This is a genomic window from Caballeronia sp. LZ043 (genome assembly GCF_031451075.1).
Taxonomy (GTDB): domain Bacteria; phylum Pseudomonadota; class Gammaproteobacteria; order Burkholderiales; family Burkholderiaceae; genus Caballeronia.
The window spans coordinates 1864273-1879733 of record NZ_JARUXT010000001.1 but is presented as its reverse complement, the minus strand read 5'-3'; the positions used below and the strand labels follow the sequence as shown (position 1 = coordinate 1879733).

Sequence of the window (15461 nt, the reverse complement as noted above, 5' to 3'; positions counted from 1 at the left end):
ATGGACTTCACTTTCAGCGACGAACAGCAGCAATTCCGCGATGCGCTGCGCCGCTATCTCGAGCGCGAATATCCGTTCGATGCGCGTCAGAAGGTCGTGGCATCGGCGGCGGGTGTCGATGACAGACACTGGCGCGCGTTCGCCGAACTGGGTGTGCTCGCATTGCCGGTGCCCGAAGCGCAGGGCGGTTTCGATGGCAATCCTGTGGACATGCTCGTGGTCATGCAGGAGCTGGGACGTGCGCAAGTGGTCGAGCCTTACTGGGCCACGGCGGTCGGCATCGAGGCCTTGCGACTCGCCGCACGTGAAGACGATGCGACAGCGGCGGCGTTGCTCGAACGCGCGGGTCGCGGCGAGATCAAGCTGGCGGTCGCGTTCAGCGAGCCGCATGCGCGCTATGACCTCTTCGACCTGCGCACGGAAGCCACGGCAGACGGCGACGCGTTCACGCTCGCCGGCACCAAGTCGATGGTGCAGCACGGCGCGCAGGCCGATCACTGGATCGTGCCGGCGCGGCTGGAGGGCGAAGTGGCGCTGTTCATCGTCGGGAAGGACGCGGCGAACGTGCGTGTGACCGAATACCGGACCATCGACGGCCAGCGCGCCGCGACTCTCGTCTTCGACCGGACGCCCGCCACGCGTCTCGGCAAGTGCGACACCGGCGCGGCAACGCTGCAGCGGATCGCCGATCACGCGTGCTTCCTGCTCTGCGCCGAAGCGCTCGGCGCGCTCGATGCGCTGCATCTCGCCACCGTCGCCTACAGCCGCGAGCGCAAGCAGTTCGGCATGCCGATCGGGCGCTTCCAGGCGTTGCAGCATCGCATGGTGGACATGCTGATCCATATCGAGCAGGCGCGCTCCATCACCTACCTCGCGGCGGCGCATCTGCAAGACGAGGATGCCGAGCGCCGCGCCCGGACCATCAGCGCCGCGAAGGCGCGCATCGGGCAGGCCGCGCGTTTCGTCGGCCAGCAGGCGGTGCAGTTGCACGGCGGCATGGGCGTGACCCACGAACTGCCGGCGGCGCACTGGTTCAAGCGGCTCTCGATCATCGAGACGACGCTCGGCGATGTCGATCATCATCTCGCGCGCTTCGTTTCATTGCGCGCGTTCTCCATGACCGAAGACTGACGTGCAGCGAGGAGACACGCATGACATACGCTTATGAAGATTTCGAGACCGGCAGCGCGGTGGTCCTGAGCGCGCATACCTTCACGCGCGAGGAGATTATTGGCTTCGCGGAGCGCTACGATCCGCAGCCGTTCCATCTGTCGGAAGAAGCGGGCGAGGCCTCGCACTTCGGCGGACTGGTCGCGAGCGGCTGGAACACCTGCGCTGCGATGATGGGCATCCTGGTGCGCGACATGGTCGGCGATTCGACCTCGATGGGCTCGCCCGGGCTCGACAACATTCGCTGGCTCAAGCCGGTGCGCGTCGGCGACACGGTGCGGCTGACGGTGCGCGTGCTCGACAAGCGCGTGTCGAAGAGCAAGCCGGACCGCGGCATCGTGCAGACGCGCTGGGAGGCGCACAACCAGCACGGCGAGCTCGTACTGACGGTCGATTCCGCCGCGCTCTTCGGCCTGCGCCAGCCGGCAGCCGAAGCATGAGCGTCGCCTCGTTGAAGAGCGCGGCGGACGTGTTCGCCGCAGCGGGCAACGCGCGCTACGTGAGCGAATGGACGATGATCGATCAGGCGCGCGTGAACGGCTTCGCCGACGCCACCGACGATCATCAATGGATCCACGTCGACGTGGAGCGCGCCGCGCGTGAGTCGCCGTTCGGCGGCACGATCGCGCACGGCTTCCTGACGCTGTCGCTGGTGCCGATGTGGCTCCAGTGCGTGCCGCTCGCCGCGCGCGTCAGCGTCAACTATGGGCTGAACCGCGTGCGTTTCATGTCGCCGGTGCGCGTGGGTTCCCGGCTGCGTGCGAGCTTCGAGGTAGAGCAGGCGAGCGAAGTCGAACCGGGCAGCGTGCAGGTGACGTGGCGCGTGACAGTGGAGTGCGACGGCGCCGATAAACCCGCATGCGTCGCGGAATTCATCACGCGCCACGCGTTCTGACTACACGTACTTGCCGAACTCCAGCTTGGCGATGGCGTTGCGATGCACTTCGTCAGGACCGTCGGCGAGCCGCAAGGTGCGCGCCGACGCATACGCGTAGGCGAGCGGAAAGTCGTCGCTGACGCCGCCCGCGCCATGCGCCTGGATGGCCCAGTCGATGACCTGACACGCCACGTTCGGCGCGACCACCTTGATCATCGCAATCTCGCCGCGCGCGCCCTTGTTGCCGACCGTGTCCATCATGAAGGCGGCCTTGAGCGTCAGCAGTCGCGCCTGCTCGATCATGATGCGCGCCTCGGCGATGCGCTCCTGCGTCACGCCATGCTGCGCGATCGGCTTGCCGAAGGCCACGCGTTCGAGCGTGCGCTTCGTCATCAGTTCGAGCGCGCGTTCCGCCAGGCCGATCAGGCGCATGCAGTGATGAATGCGTCCGGGTCCGAGCCGTCCCTGCGCGATCTCGAAGCCGCGGCCTTCGCCCAGCAGCAGATTGGCGGCGGGCACGCGCACGCTTTGCAGCGTGATGTCCATGTGGCCGTGGGGCGCGTCGTCGTAGCCGAACACGTGCAGCGGCCGATGCACGGTCACGCCTTGCGAATCGGCGGGCACGAGGATCATCGACTGCTGCGCGTGTTTCGGCGCATCGGGATCGGTCTTGCCCATCACGATGTAGATCTTGCAGCGCGGATCGCCCGCGCCCGACGACCACCACTTGTGACCGTCGATCACATAGCTGTCGCCGTCGCGCACGATGCTGCACCGGATGTTCGTCGCATCCGACGAAGCCACTTCCGGCTCGGTCATCAGGAACGCCGAGCGGATCTCGCCGCGCAACAGCGGTTCCAGCCATTGGGCCTTCTGCGCGTCGGAACCGTAGCGCTCGATGGTTTCCATGTTGCCGGTATCGGGCGCGCTGCAATTGAACACTTCGGGCGCCCACGGCACGCGGCCCATGATCTCGCACAGCGGCGCGTATTCGAGATTCGTGAGACCGGCGCCGCGTCCGGACAACGGCAGGAACAGATTCCACAGACCCTCGGCGCGCGCGTGTTCCTTGATGGATTCGATGAGACGCGTCGGCACCCATGCATTGCCCGCCGCGCGATTCGCCGCGACTTCGTCGGCATAGGCGCGTTCGTTCGGATGGATGTGCGCGTCGAAGAAGGCCAGCAACTTTTCGCGCAACGCTTGCACTTTGGGCGTGTAGTCGAAGTTCATGTCAGTGTCTCCCCGGTTCGTCAGCGGCCGACTTTTTGCGCGTACTGCCAGGCGAGCTCCGCCATCGGCCGGGCGCGCTGACCTGCGTCGATGGCCTGCGCGCTCGCGGCGGTACCGTCGACGACGCGCTTCATGATGCCCTGCAGGATCGCGGCAATGCGGAACATGTTGTACGCGAGGTAGAAGTTCCAGTCGCCTTCGATCGCGAAACCCGTCCGCTGGCAGTAGCGTTGCACATAAGCGTCTTCGTCGGGAATGCCGAGCGCGGCCCAGTCGAGTCCCGCGATGCCGCGAAACTTCGACGGGTCCACGTGCCACGCCATGCAGTGATAGGAGAGATCGGCGAGCGGATCGCCGAGCGTCGAGAGTTCCCAGTCGAGCACCGCGAGCACGCGCGGTTCGGTCGGGTGAAAGATCAGATTGTCGAGCCGGAAGTCGCCGTGCACGACACTCACACGTTGTTCTCCACCGTGCCGCACGTGCTGCGGCAGCCAGTCGATCAAACGGTTCATCGCGTCGATCTCGCCGGTCTGCGAAGCGAGATACTGCTTGCTCCAGCGGCCGATCTGCCGTTCGAAGTAGTTGCCCGGCTTGCCATAACCGGACAGTCCGGCGGCGTCGATATTCACCGTATGCAGCGCGGCGATCACGCGATTCATCTCGTTGTAGATCGCGGCGCGCGCCTCGCGCGACATACCGGGCAGCGACGGGTCCCACAACACGCGGCCTTCGACATGGGCCATCACATAGAACGCGCGGCCCATCACGCTTTCGTCCTCGCACAGCGCGAGCATGCGCGCGACGGGCACGTCGGTCGCGGCGAGGGCGTCCATCACGCGGTATTCGCGCTCAATCGCATGCGCCGACGGCAGCAGCTTCGCCGCCGGCCCGGGTTTCGCGCGCATCACGTAGCTGCGTGCGGGCGTGACGAGCTTGAAGGTGGGGTTGGACTGTCCACCGGCGAACTGCTCGACCGTCAGCGGGCCGTCGAAGCCCTCGACGTGCGCTGCTAGCCACGCGGCAAGCGCGCCGGTGTCGAAGCGCTGCTGTTCCTGCACGGGACGCGTTCCCTCGAACGCGGAGTAATCGGATTGCTGGTGAGGTGCTTCGTCCTGCATCGTCTCCTCCGTGTTGCGCGGCGCCGTCAGTTCATGTCGCCGGCCTTGTAGCGGATGAATTGGGCGTAGAGCAGTTCCATCGTCGTGTTGCGCACGTCGGCGTGCAGCGGCGATGGCGGCGCGTGATTGATCGCGTGCACGACCCAGTCGCCGGCTTTTTCACCGACGTCGAGCGCGTTGATGCAGCCGGTCGCCTGCGACAGATGCCCGAAGAACGCGCGCCCGCCCGCCGTGATCGCGTGCGACAACAGCGCGCGATTGACGCCGCCGTGCAAGACGAGCAGCACCGTGTCCCACGTCGTGTCCGCGCGCAGCCGGGCGACGGCGGGCAGCGCCCGATCCAGCAACTGGCCGATGGTCTCGCCGCCGAGAAACTGCGTGTCTTCAGCCACGATGCCATCGAACACCGAGAGAAACGCACGCTCGATATCGGCGGTGGTCAGGTCCTTCAGTTTGCCGCCGCGAATCTCCTGCCAGTCGGGCCAGGTTTCGATATCGATCTGCTGGCCCGTTTCCGCGAGCACGCGTTGCGCCGTCTCGACCGTGCGCGGCAGCCCGCTCACGATCACCCGGTCGAAACGCACCTGCTGCGCGGCGAAGGCGCGGCCCGCCGCACGCGCTTCCTCGCGTCCGCGTTCGTTGAGCGGCACGCTCTCCGGATCGATCGCGCGGCCGCTGTCGTCGAAATAGGTGACGTCGCCGTGGCGCATCAGGAAGATGCGGCGCCGTCGAGGCAGCTCATAGTGGGCCATGGTTCAGCGATAGTTCGGCTGGCGCTTGTCGAGGAACGCGGTGATGCCTTCGAGCGCGTCGCCGTGATGGAGCGCGTCGACGAAACTGTCGCGCTCCATGTCGAGATGCGCGGGCAGCCCCTGCGTCTCGGCAGCGCCGATCAGCGCCTTGATGCGCGCCAGCGCTTTCGGCGACACGCTGCCGAGATCGTCGGCCCAGGCGATGGCGGCATCGAGCGCAATGCCTTTCTTCGTCAGCCGGTTGACCACGCCGACTTCATGCAGCCGCACCGCGCCGATCGGCTTCGCTTCGAGCAGCACTTCGCTCGCGAGCGTGCGCGGCAACGCGCGCGCCAGGAACCACGATGCGCCGCCGTCCGGCGTCAGGCCGACGCGTGCATAGGACATGACGAAGCGCGCGTCGTCGGCGGCGACGATCAAGTCGCACGCGAGCGCCAGCGAAAAGCCCGCGCCGGCCGCCGCGCCTTCGACGGCCGCGATCACCGGCTTGGTCGAGGCGCGCAGCGCGCTGATCCATTCGGCCAGCAAGTCGATGCTTTCTGCCTGCACCGACGGATCCTGCGCGCGGTTTTCGAGCAGGCGGTTCAGATTGCCGCCCGCACAGAAGAAGTTGTCCGCGCCGGTCAGCACGATGGCGCGCACGCTTGCATCGCGCTCGGCTGCATTCAACGCTTCGATGCCCGCAGCGTACATGTCCGGATGCAGCGCATTGCGCGCGCCCGGATTGGAGAGCTTCAGCACCAGCGTGGTGTCGCTGCCGGCCGGCCGGGATGTCAGTAGTTCGGCGCTCATCCGAGCTCCTCGATATGGGTAAGCGGAAGTCCAAGCTGGGCGCGCCGCGTGAGCCACGGAGAAGGGCGGTAACGCGGATCGCCCAGCACGCTGTGAATGTTGCGCAGGATCGTGAGCACGGTATGCGCGCCGAGCGTGTCGCCGAGTGCGAGCGGGCCGTGCGGATAGCCGAGGCCCAGCGTCACGGCGAGGTCGATGTCCTCGGGCGTCGCGATGCCCTGTTGCGCGATATCGCAACCGATGTTCACGATGGTCGCGACGACGCGTTGCGCGACGAAACCGGTCGAGTCGCGGATCACGCTGACCGGCACGCCGTCGACGGCGAACAGCGCGTGGGCGGCGTCGCGCATCGCGGGCGTGGTGGCGGGCGTCGTCATGACGGTGCGGCGCGCGACGGTGTCGAGCGGGAACAGCGTATCGACGGCGACGACGCGCGTGGCGTCGAGATGTTCATTGATGGCGGTGGTGGTGGCATCGACGCCGAGCGGCGTGACGACGATCAGCGAATCCGGCGCGGGCGTGTGGCCGGTATCGAGATGCACCGAGCAATCGCAGCGGGCGATCAGCTTCAGCACCTGCTCGCGTCCGGCGGGCCACGCGCGGCTGATCCACACGCGGGTGGGCAGGCGCGTGGGCGCGGCGGCTTCGGGCGGCACGTCGGGCTTGCCGTCGACATAACGGTAGAAGCCTTCGCCCGTCTTGCGTCCGACCAGGCCGCCGGCGAGCCGCGTGGCCGTGATCGGCGACGGCCGGAAACGCGGCTCCTCGTAGAACTGGTGATAGATCGACTCCATCACCGGATGCGATACGTCGAGCGCGGTGAGGTCGAGCAGCTCGAACGGCCCGAGCCGGAAGCCGGCCTGCTCGCGCATGATGCGGTCGATGGTCGCGAAGCTCGCGACGCCTTCGCTCGCCACGCGCAGGCCTTCGGTGTTCATGCCGCGCCCGGCGTGATTGACGATGAAGCCCGGCATGTCCTTCGCGCGCACCGGCGTGTGGCCCATGCGGCGCGCGAGCGCCATCAGTGCATCGCCGGCCTGGGCGTCGCCGCGCAAGCCGTCGATCACTTCGACGACGCGCATCAGCGGGACCGGATTGAAGAAATGGAAGCCCGCGACGCGTTGTGGATGCGCGCAGCCCGCGGCGATCGCGGTAATGGACAGCGACGACGTGTTGGACGCCAGAATGCAGCGCTCGCCGACGACGGCTTCGAGGTCGCGGAACAGCCCGCGCTTGATGTCGAGATTCTCGACGATCGCCTCGATGACGGCGTCGCAGCCCGACAGTTCACTCGTGTCGTGGGCCTCGCGGATGCGGGCGAGCGCGGCGTGCGCATCGGCTTCCTTGAGCTTGCCCTTGGCGCTGAGGCGCGTGAAGGTATCGGACAGATAGGCGCGCGCGGCGGCGAGCGCCTGCGGATTCGTATCGTGCAGCAGCACGTTCAGGCCGCCGAGCGCGGCGATCTGCGCGATGCCGCGTCCCATCGCGCCGCTGCCGACGATGCCGAGCGTCTCGATGCGGTATTCGGGTTGACTCATGATGCGGTTCGGCTCCTTCGGAAGTGGACCACACAGGCTCGCACGGCGCGGCGCCGGGCGAGCCGTTCAGCGGCGCGCGGCGGAGCGCGCGCTTTTTTTAGAGCCTGGCGAGCCGTTCGAGCGCGAGGGCGAGCGTTTCTTCCTTCTTGGCGAAGCAGAAGCGCACGACGCCCGACTCATGGCTCTCGTGATAGAACGCCGACACCGGAATCGCGGCCACGCCGATCTCGCTCGTGAGCCATTGCGCGAACTCGGCTTCGGGCAGGTCGCTGATCTTCGAATAATCGACGCACTGGAAATAGGTGCCGTCGCAAGGCAGCAGCGAGAAGCGCGAGTTCGCCAGACCCGCGCGGAAGAAGTCGCGCTTCTTCTGATAGAACGCGGGCAGTTCGAGGTACGGCTTCGGATCTTCGAGATAAGACGCGAGACCGATCTGCATCGGCGTGTTGACCGTGAACACGTTGAACTGATGCACCTTGCGGAATTCGGCGGTCAGTGCGGCGGGCGCCGCCACGTAGCCGATCTTCCAGCCCGTCACGTGAAAGGTCTTGCCGAAACTCGACACGACGAAGCTGCGCTTTGCCAGCTCCGGATAGCGCGAGACGCTTTCGTGCGGCGCGCCGTCGTAGACCATGTGCTCGTAGACCTCGTCGGACACGATCAGCACGCCGGTGCCGCGCACGATGTCTTCCAGCTTGCGCATGTCCTCGGCGCGCCAGACGCGGCCGGTCGGATTGTGCGGCGTGTTGATCATGAGCAGGCGCGTCTTCGGCGTGATCGCGGCGGCGATCTTGTCGAACGGCAGCGCGTAGTCCGGCGCCTCCAGCGACACGAATACCGGCTTGCCGCCCGCGAGTTCGATCGACGGCACGTAGCTGTCGTACATCGGCTCGATCACGACCACTTCATCGCCGGGATGCACGCAGCACAGCACCGCTGTGAGCAGCGCCTGCGTCGCGCCCGCGGTCACCGTGATCTCGCGGTCTGCGTCGTAGGCGCGGCCATAGAGCGCTTCGATCTTGCGGGCGATCGCCTGGCGCAGCGGCGCGGCGCCTGCCATCGGCGGATATTGATTGTGACCCTGGCGCATTGCGTCGGCCACGGCATCGACGATGCGTGCGTCGCAATCGAAATCGGGGAAACCCTGACCGAGGTTCACCGCGCCTTTCTGCGTCGCAAGCGCGCTCATCACGGTGAAGATGGTCGTGCCCACGTTGGGCAGGCGCGACGGGAAGGCATCGGGTGAAGCGGGCGGCAGTTCGTGCGTGGCGTTCATGGTCATGTCGGCGGGTAGGTCGCGATATGGAATGCAGATGCGAGAAGCACGGTGAAGCGCGTGTGCACGCTATTTTAGTGCAGCATCAGTCTGTGTCAGCCGATGGCCGCGGCTGCTTCGAGTTCGTGGACGAACGGCTTCGGCTCCGCGATGCGAAAACCGAAATCGCGGGCGACGCGGCGCGCGAGCTTCAGCACCGCCCGATCCTTCGAGACGAGCCAGTGCGCACCGGACGCATGCGCGAGCTCGAGGAACTTCTGGTCGTCGCGATCCTTGCACTTGGGCAGCGGGGGCGCGTCTTCGGCCAGGTTCGTTTCGACGAGGGTCGTCAGGCGCGCGACCGTCGCGAGCGCTGCCGTTGCGTCCACGTTCATGCGCACGAACTGCGGATAATCCAGCACGTGCGTGAGTTCCCTGAGACAGCGCCGGTCGATCAGCGCTTCGAGCGTGCGGGCTTCGAGAGCCGCGTGGATCGGGCGCGTGGCGGGGTCGTCGAAAACGAGGAGGTCGATCCATACGTTTGAATCGAGCACGACGCGCAGCGGCGACGGCTGCAATGACGGTGACGGCGGCGTTGACTGCGACGGCTGCGGCAGCGGCGCGGCGGAATGGTCCATTCGATACAATCTGGGGTTTATGCCTATGATCGCCGGCGGCGTGCCGGCGAGCCTCCATGATAATCGTTCTCTCGCCTGCCAAATCGCTCGACTACGAGACGCCGCCTCACGTCCGCAAACACACGCTGCCGCAATTCGTCGATGACGCCGCCGAACTGATTCACGGCCTGCGCAAGCTGTCGCCGCAGGAAATCGGCGGCATGATGGGCATCTCGGACCCGCTCGCCGCCCTGAATTTCCAGCGTTTCGCGGAGTGGTCGACCACCTTCGACACGCACAATTCGAAGCAGGCCGTGCTCGCCTTCAATGGCGACGTGTACGAAGGTTTTGCGGCCAAAAGCCTGTCGTCGAGCGACCTCGACTTCGCACAGAATCACGTGCGCGTGCTGTCGGGTCTCTACGGGCTCTTGCGGCCGCTCGACCTGCTGCAGCCGTACCGGCTCGAAATGGGTACGAAGTTTCCCAACGCACGTGGCAAGGATCTCTACGCGTTCTGGGGCGAACGCATCACGGCAGCGCTCAACGAGCAGCTGCACAAGCAGCGCGGCGCGCGCGTGCTGGTGAATTGCGCATCGGGCGAGTATTTCAGGTCGGTCAAGCCGAAGCAACTCGTGGCGCCCGTGGTCTCGCCCGTGTTCGAGGACTGGAAGGGCGGCCGCTACAAGATCATCAGCTTTCATGCGAAGCGCGCGCGCGGCCTGATGGCGCGTTATGCGGTGGAGAACCGTATTGACGAGCCGGAAGCGCTCAAGGATTTTGACAGCGAAGGCTACGCGTTCGACGCGAAGGCATCGAACGATTCGACTTATGTGTTTCGCCGGCGCATCGCGGACTGAGCCCGACGCCCGCGATGACGCGAACACGACAGCCAAAGGACACCAAAAGGACACCAAAAGGACACCACCATGAGCATCTCCATTTCGAGCAACTTCGACGCAGGCGCAATCGACGTCCTGAACGCCGACGACCCCGCCGACATTCGTCTGCGCATCCGTCCGGATACGCAGGCGGACTTCGCGCAGTGGTTCTACTTCCGGGTGTCGGGCGCGCGCGGCGAGCGTCTCGTGATGACCTTCGAGAACGCGGCGCAGTGCGCGTTTCCGGAAGGCTGGCGCGACTACGAAGCGGTCGCGAGCTATGACCGCGTGAACTGGTTCCGCGTGTCGACGGAGTACGACGGAAAGGTGATGACGATCGATCACACGCCCGACTTCGACCGCATCTACTACGCGTATTTCGAGCCGTACAGCGAGGAGCGCCATTCCGAATTCTTGGGCGCGGTCCAGCAGATGCCGCTTGCGACGCTGACGGAGATCGGCAGCTCGGTGCAGGGCCGGCCGATGTCGATACTCTCGCTCGGCATCCCCGATTTCGGCGATGCGCCGCCGAAGAAGAACATCTGGATCATCGCGCGCCAGCATCCGGGCGAGACCATGGCCGAATGGTTCGTCGAAGGACTCGTCAAGCGGCTGGCGGGTTTCGGCGACTGGTCGGGCGATCCGGTGGCGCGCGCGCTGTTCGAGCGGGCCATCTTCCATATCGTGCCGAACATGAATCCCGACGGCAGCGTGCTCGGCAACCTGCGTACCAACGCGGCGGGCACGAATCTGAATCGCGAATGGATGGAGCCGAGCGCCGAACGCAGTCCCGAAGTGCTGGCCGTGCGCGAGGCGATCGCGGAGATGGGTTGCGACATGTTCTTCGACATCCATGGCGACGAGGCCATTCCGTATGTGTTCGTCGCCGGGTCCGAGATGCTGCCGGGCTTCACCGAACGGCAGGCAGCGGAGCAGAAGGCCTTCGTGCAGTTCTTCAAGCAGGCGAGCCCGGATTTCCAGGACGTCCATGGCTATGAGGCCAGCAAGTATCAGACGGATGCGCTCAAGCTGGCGTCGAAGTACATCGGCAACGAGTACGGGTGTCTTTCACTGACGCTCGAGATGCCGTTCAAGGACAACGCCAATCTGCCGGACGAGAGTGTGGGCTGGAGTGGCGCGCGCAGCGCGGCGCTGGGCGCCTCGATGTTGCAGGCCATCCTGTGGCATGTGCAGGCGTTTGCGGGATAAGGTGTGTCTTTGGGTTCATGCGCAACAGGGCGTGGTCACATCGAGTGACCACGCCCTGTTCGTTTGACCTGGCTTCGCCTGCTGGCCGTGCAGCCTAGTGCTTCTTGCTGCTCTTTTTGGTCGACTTCGTCTTCGACGTGCTCTTCTTGCCCGATGACTTGGTCTTGGCGCCGTGCTTGGACTTGGTGCTGCGCGTGGCGTGCGATTGTGGACGCAGCGGCGGCACGGGATCGTTCCAGCCGAACGCCAGCAACTGGCTGCCGACGTACCCACAGCGGAACTTCAATGGCGTAGGGTTGCGCTCGTCGCTCTTCGGCATGCCCTGACCTTCGACCGTCACGACGTTGTCCACCTTGATGCGCTGCTTCTTCTCGTCGAACGAATCGTTCCACGGCTCGATGCCGGAGTGTGATGAATCGAACGACTCGGGAGGAAACTCGACGTGGTCGAACGCAGTGGACGTGCTGGCGATGAAGTTGCCGTGCGCGGCGCAATCCGCCACCAGCGGATTGGCGTTGAAGTCGATGACGAAGTGGTGAATCAACTCGTTGCGTTCGTCGAGCGTATCGGCAAAGGCGGACACCCCGCATGCCAACGACACGCATACCGTCAACCGGCCGACGAGCCGCAGCAGCCGGCGCGGTGCGTAGTTACTATCCATCAGGTCAGGCGCTAAGAAGACACGGCCAAGTAAGATGCGCCGTGTGGGGAAGGAGTTCAATCTTATCGTACTTTGCGCGCGTTCCCATCGTGAGCGATCTGAAATGGAGCGAACCAGATCGTACGCAAGTGACCGCCAGGATGCCGCCGACAAGCTTCAGACGCGTGGACCGCGATCCAGCCGATAACGGCGCACGTCATACGTGGTGATCCAGGCGGGCTTGTAGACCGTGATGAGGATGGTGAGCAGGCCGGTGAAGAGAGCCTCGCCCGCACCGAGCAGGAAGGAGCCGCGCATGAACGCGGCCGGTACGACAAAGGGGCCGGTAGCCAGCGCCATCTCGAGCAGCACGGTGGCGCCGCACGCGGCGGCGACCGCAGCGCCCGACGTGATGAAGCCGTGACCTGCAATGAACGTGAAGAGATTGCGCGGCAGCCATGCATTGCTCAGCCGATGAAGCAGCGTGGAGACGCCCACCGGCAACGCGCCGAACAGCAGATACGTGGTCGCGACATTGAGCCATGACGCGTCGAGCACGACGGCGGCGAGTCCGGTGGTTGCCGCCGTGCCGATCAGCGCGAGCCGCCAGTCAAACAACGTGACCATGAGGGTTGCGCCGAGCAGATGGATCACGGGACCGTCATCGAACCACGCGTTGCAGGCCCATAGCACCGTGACGGCGACGATGGTGCCGAGCCAGACGTGCTGTAGCGTGGCGTCCTGCAGACGCGTGAACGGACGTTGCAGGACGGCAAGCGCGAGCAGGCCAGCGGCGGCGACCCAGCTGCCAACCGTCAGCCACAGCGGTAGCGGTGTGTAGAAGAACCCCATGTCTTGCATATTACTCGTTGCGCGTGAAACGTGTGCGCAAAGGACGGACCCGTTTGCACGCTTTTTTCCTAGAACGGCGATCGCGGCTCCGCGGCCATGGGTAGTGAAGCCGGGTCGAGGTCGGTCAGCGAAGGATAACGTTTGCGCGAGCGCCGCAACGGAATGATGCCGGGCTCACCGGTCACGACGGGCAGGGGCTGCTCGTCGAGGTCACGCAGAATGGCGAGATGCGGATTCAGCACGCCGTTGTAGATGGCGACGGCCGCAGCGCGATTGCTTGCGCCCAGTTGCTGGAAGATGCTTGCAAGGTGGATCTTCACAGTGCCTTCGCTGATGCCCAGCGTCTTGGCGATCATCTTGTTGGTGCTTCCCATATGGACGCAGCGCATGATCTGCTGTTGCCGCGGCGACAAGGTGGGATGGTGCCGGACCTTGAGCAGCTGCTTCTCGACCACTTGCGCGCGCCGCGCCGCGATCTCGCGCGTGAGATCGGGATCGACGATATCGGCCGGGATGTAGTGACCGCCCACCAGCACCATCTCGAGCGCGCGCAGGATCAGCGCGGGGTCGAGCGCCCGCGGCACGATGCCCATGGCGCCGGCGTTCATCAGCGAGTACACGAGCCCTGCGCTGCAACGGTCGATCATCACGGCAGCGGGTACGCGCGGGACTTCGTCCAGGATGGACTGCAAGTCGTAGGCGCGCAGATCCGATGTCCAGTCGATCATGATCATGTCAGGGCTGGTGCGCAGCAGTAACGAACGAGCTTGTCTCCAGTCCTTCGCCTCATTGAACTGCGCTTGACGAGCGATACGGCGCAGCAAGGTTTTGAGACCCGCGCGGCGTTCTGCGTCGGAACCGATGATATTGATATTCATGCTTGACCTCGTGTCAAAAGTGCCCCGCACGCGCCTCCGCGCCGGGATTGTTATCGCCCATATGGCAGGCGTTCCGGCAATATTGACAAATTCCGGGCCGTTCCGCGCCCTAGCCGAATGGCATAGGCGTAAATACAGAAAACCCCGCACAGGGCGGGGTTTGTTGAGTTCTGGCAGTGGCTTCGCGCGTTAGTGGAAGTGCGGCTGCGCGGGTTCGGCGTCCTCGGGCATCTCGGCGTGAACGATTTCGCCGAGCGGGTCTGCGTAGAGCGGCACGCCGCAGTCGTCGCAGAACTCGGGCTCGAAGCGCCCGGCATGACGGCGCACGTCCGTCACGCCTGCCTTCTTCAGCAACTCGACGATCTCCTCGACCGGGCCGTTCGCGCCTTCGAGTTCGGCGGTGTCGTCTTCCATGCCGAGTTCGCCGTTCTCGCGGCCATACAGCGGCCAGACCACGCCGTAGATCACGTCATTGCTGCCGCGGCGGGTGAAGCCGATGCGGTACTCGTCGATACGTCGCTCGCCGAACCCGGCGATGACCGCGCGCAGATCTTGCGGCGCCGTCCCGAGTGTGTCGAACAGATAGCGGACTGCGGTCCGTACGGTATGCGGGCGAACTTGCTCGTCGGCATCGCGGCAGGCGGAATAGTAGGCATCCGGCAGCAAGCACTCGAATTCGCAGCCTGGAAGAATGGCGGCGAAGCTCGGACCGCCTTGCGTCGTCCACTGTTCGAGGCATTGCCCCCGTTCGACGCGACTACCGTTTTCATCTTCCTGCCAGCGAAAGAACGCGGCGCCCGACGGCACCACGAGCAACGCGAGCAGGAAGCGCGGATCGGCCAGGATCGGAGAAGTTTCGGGAAGATCGGCGAGATTCAGCCGGATCGTCGCACCGCCTGTGGCGCCTTGCAGCAGTTGTTGCGCGAGCCGGGCCGTGTCGACGTGATGACGCGGCAACTGGTCGATGCTGTACAGATAAGGCGCCAGGGCGACGCGCACGTCCGCGGCGAGGACATGCGCCTGCATTTGCGTGCGCAGGGCGTCGACGGCATCGCTCTTGAGCGCGCCCGACGGGATGGCATAACGCGTCCAGGCGAGCACCGGGGCGGCGATAAGGAGCGCTTCGTGAGGCGTGCCGTCGATGTCGATGGAGAACGACTCGCTGTGCGTCTCCGCCATGTCGGCGAGTGCGCCGTATGCGTCGGGATGGTTCTGCTGAAGGTGATCAAGCGCAGCATCGAGCGTGGTCTGATTGCCGTTGCGCACGAGCTTGGCGATGAGCGTGTCGAGGCGGGCTTCCCAGAAGCGATCCTCGACGCGGCTGCCGGACGCGAAGAGCGCGAGGGAGAGGCTGACGAGCTTGTCGGCGTCTGGGGGAATACGTTTGGCGATTCGCGAGCGCATATCGGTCTGGAAAGAGTTAGTGCGGTGAACCTTTGATTGTAGTCGCTCAGCCGTGGCTTTTACCGCTGGCCGTTTGGGCAACGCGGGGGCAGGGGCGAAGTGCCTGGCGGGAGATGCACGATTTTTTTCAATGCTGCCCTTGCGCTTCCCGATCCGGGTCACTAGAATTCCGTTCCTTCGCGATTCGATGAACGCGAAGGGAGCGGGAAAGACGGGTTGGACGTCGCGCTATGGGGCAGGTGGTTGAA

16 protein-coding genes are annotated in these 15461 nt (G+C 65.2%); 5 read left to right on the top strand and 11 right to left on the bottom strand.

What is annotated here, in order from left to right; translation table 11 throughout:
- The 3 genes from QCE64_RS08465 to QCE64_RS08455 are packed head-to-tail and all read left to right on the top strand — an operon-like array spanning position 1 to position 2065.
- Complete coding sequence (locus tag QCE64_RS08465) at positions 1-1131, top strand: acyl-CoA dehydrogenase (protein WP_310003425.1); 1131 nt, start codon at positions 1-3, stop codon at positions 1129-1131.
- A gap of 20 nt (positions 1132-1151) precedes the next feature.
- Entirely contained in the window at positions 1152-1610 is a 459-nt protein-coding gene (locus tag QCE64_RS08460; RefSeq protein WP_309916865.1) for a MaoC family dehydratase, read from the top strand.
- Positions 1607-2065: a MaoC family dehydratase gene (locus tag QCE64_RS08455; RefSeq protein ID WP_310003423.1), complete on the top strand. Its 459-nt coding sequence runs from the start codon at positions 1607-1609 to the stop codon at positions 2063-2065. The genes QCE64_RS08460 and QCE64_RS08455 overlap by 4 nt, the downstream gene beginning before the upstream one ends.
- Here QCE64_RS08455 and QCE64_RS08450 read toward each other — a convergent pair whose 3' ends face one another.
- The 7 genes from QCE64_RS08450 to QCE64_RS08420 form a co-directional block, all read right to left on the bottom strand.
- On the bottom strand, positions 2066-3280 hold the full coding sequence (locus QCE64_RS08450; RefSeq protein ID WP_310003422.1) for an acyl-CoA dehydrogenase family protein: 1215 nt from the start codon (positions 3278-3280) through the stop codon (positions 2066-2068). It abuts the gene before it with no gap.
- A 20-nt stretch (positions 3281-3300) separates the two neighbouring features.
- On the bottom strand, positions 3301-4398 hold the full coding sequence (locus QCE64_RS08445; protein ID WP_310003420.1) for a phosphotransferase: 1098 nt from the start codon (positions 4396-4398) through the stop codon (positions 3301-3303).
- Between the two features lie 26 nt (positions 4399-4424).
- Positions 4425-5150, bottom strand: a complete 726-nt coding sequence (locus QCE64_RS08440; RefSeq protein ID WP_309916853.1) for a histidine phosphatase family protein — start codon at positions 5148-5150, stop codon at positions 4425-4427.
- Positions 5151-5153: 3 nt separating this feature from the next.
- Complete coding sequence (locus QCE64_RS08435; RefSeq protein WP_309916850.1) at positions 5154-5942, bottom strand: oxepin-CoA hydrolase, alternative type; 789 nt, start codon at positions 5940-5942, stop codon at positions 5154-5156.
- Positions 5939-7480 carry a 3-hydroxyacyl-CoA dehydrogenase gene (locus QCE64_RS08430; RefSeq protein WP_310003418.1) on the bottom strand — a complete coding sequence of 514 codons (1542 nt, stop codon included), beginning with the start codon at positions 7478-7480 and terminating at the stop codon, positions 5939-5941. The genes QCE64_RS08435 and QCE64_RS08430 overlap by 4 nt, the downstream gene beginning before the upstream one ends.
- 97 nt (positions 7481-7577) lie before the next feature.
- Positions 7578-8756: a pyridoxal phosphate-dependent aminotransferase gene (locus QCE64_RS08425; protein WP_309916845.1), complete on the bottom strand. Its 1179-nt coding sequence runs from the start codon at positions 8754-8756 to the stop codon at positions 7578-7580.
- A 95-nt stretch (positions 8757-8851) separates the two neighbouring features.
- Positions 8852-9373 (bottom strand): putative toxin-antitoxin system toxin component, PIN family, encoded by a 522-nt coding sequence (locus tag QCE64_RS08420; protein WP_309916842.1) that lies wholly within the window; start codon positions 9371-9373, stop codon positions 8852-8854.
- 56 nt (positions 9374-9429) lie between these two features.
- Here QCE64_RS08420 and yaaA point away from each other — a divergent pair, with 56 nt between their 5' ends.
- Both yaaA and QCE64_RS08410 read left to right on the top strand, forming a co-directional pair.
- Entirely contained in the window at positions 9430-10209 is a 780-nt protein-coding gene (gene yaaA / locus QCE64_RS08415) for a peroxide stress protein YaaA (RefSeq protein WP_310003415.1), read from the top strand.
- A 69-nt stretch (positions 10210-10278) separates the two neighbouring features.
- A complete protein-coding gene (locus tag QCE64_RS08410) occupies positions 10279-11439 on the top strand; it encodes a M14-type cytosolic carboxypeptidase (RefSeq protein ID WP_310003413.1) in 1161 nt (386 codons plus the stop codon).
- 94 nt (positions 11440-11533) lie between these two features.
- Here the strand turns inward: QCE64_RS08410 and QCE64_RS08405 are convergent, their stop codons facing one another.
- From QCE64_RS08405 to QCE64_RS08390, 4 genes are all read right to left on the bottom strand, one after another.
- On the bottom strand, positions 11534-12100 hold the full coding sequence (locus tag QCE64_RS08405; protein WP_309808667.1) for a BspC domain-containing protein: 567 nt from the start codon (positions 12098-12100) through the stop codon (positions 11534-11536).
- 156 nt (positions 12101-12256) lie between these two features.
- On the bottom strand, positions 12257-12931 hold the full coding sequence (locus QCE64_RS08400) for an energy-coupling factor ABC transporter permease (RefSeq protein ID WP_309808665.1): 675 nt from the start codon (positions 12929-12931) through the stop codon (positions 12257-12259).
- 68 nt (positions 12932-12999) lie between these two features.
- Positions 13000-13809 (bottom strand): response regulator transcription factor, encoded by an 810-nt coding sequence (locus QCE64_RS08395; RefSeq protein WP_309916835.1) that lies wholly within the window; start codon positions 13807-13809, stop codon positions 13000-13002.
- Between the two features lie 189 nt (positions 13810-13998).
- Positions 13999-15213, bottom strand: coding sequence for a DUF2863 family protein (locus tag QCE64_RS08390; protein ID WP_310003411.1), 1215 nt, complete (start codon positions 15211-15213; stop codon positions 13999-14001).
- Positions 15214-15461: the final 248 nt, after the last annotated feature.

Coding starts and splice junctions, on each gene's coding strand:
- QCE64_RS08465 (WP_310003425.1), top strand. CDS start 1: ATGGACTTCACTTTCAGCGACGAACAGCAGCAATTCCGCGATGCGCTG.
- QCE64_RS08460 (WP_309916865.1), top strand. CDS start 1,152: ATGACATACGCTTATGAAGATTTCGAGACCGGCAGCGCGGTGGTCCTG.
- QCE64_RS08455 (WP_310003423.1), top strand. CDS start 1,607: ATGAGCGTCGCCTCGTTGAAGAGCGCGGCGGACGTGTTCGCCGCAGCG.
- QCE64_RS08450 (WP_310003422.1), bottom strand. CDS start 3,280: ATGAACTTCGACTACACGCCCAAAGTGCAAGCGTTGCGCGAAAAGTTG.
- QCE64_RS08445 (WP_310003420.1), bottom strand. CDS start 4,398: ATGCAGGACGAAGCACCTCACCAGCAATCCGATTACTCCGCGTTCGAG.
- QCE64_RS08440 (WP_309916853.1), bottom strand. CDS start 5,150: ATGGCCCACTATGAGCTGCCTCGACGGCGCCGCATCTTCCTGATGCGC.
- QCE64_RS08435 (WP_309916850.1), bottom strand. CDS start 5,942: ATGAGCGCCGAACTACTGACATCCCGGCCGGCCGGCAGCGACACCACG.
- QCE64_RS08430 (WP_310003418.1), bottom strand. CDS start 7,480: ATGAGTCAACCCGAATACCGCATCGAGACGCTCGGCATCGTCGGCAGC.
- QCE64_RS08425 (WP_309916845.1), bottom strand. CDS start 8,756: ATGAACGCCACGCACGAACTGCCGCCCGCTTCACCCGATGCCTTCCCG.
- QCE64_RS08420 (WP_309916842.1), bottom strand. CDS start 9,373: ATGGACCATTCCGCCGCGCCGCTGCCGCAGCCGTCGCAGTCAACGCCG.
- yaaA (WP_310003415.1), top strand. CDS start 9,430: ATGATAATCGTTCTCTCGCCTGCCAAATCGCTCGACTACGAGACGCCG.
- QCE64_RS08410 (WP_310003413.1), top strand. CDS start 10,279: ATGAGCATCTCCATTTCGAGCAACTTCGACGCAGGCGCAATCGACGTC.
- QCE64_RS08405 (WP_309808667.1), bottom strand. CDS start 12,100: ATGGATAGTAACTACGCACCGCGCCGGCTGCTGCGGCTCGTCGGCCGG.
- QCE64_RS08400 (WP_309808665.1), bottom strand. CDS start 12,931: ATGGGGTTCTTCTACACACCGCTACCGCTGTGGCTGACGGTTGGCAGC.
- QCE64_RS08395 (WP_309916835.1), bottom strand. CDS start 13,809: ATGAATATCAATATCATCGGTTCCGACGCAGAACGCCGCGCGGGTCTC.
- QCE64_RS08390 (WP_310003411.1), bottom strand. CDS start 15,213: ATGCGCTCGCGAATCGCCAAACGTATTCCCCCAGACGCCGACAAGCTC.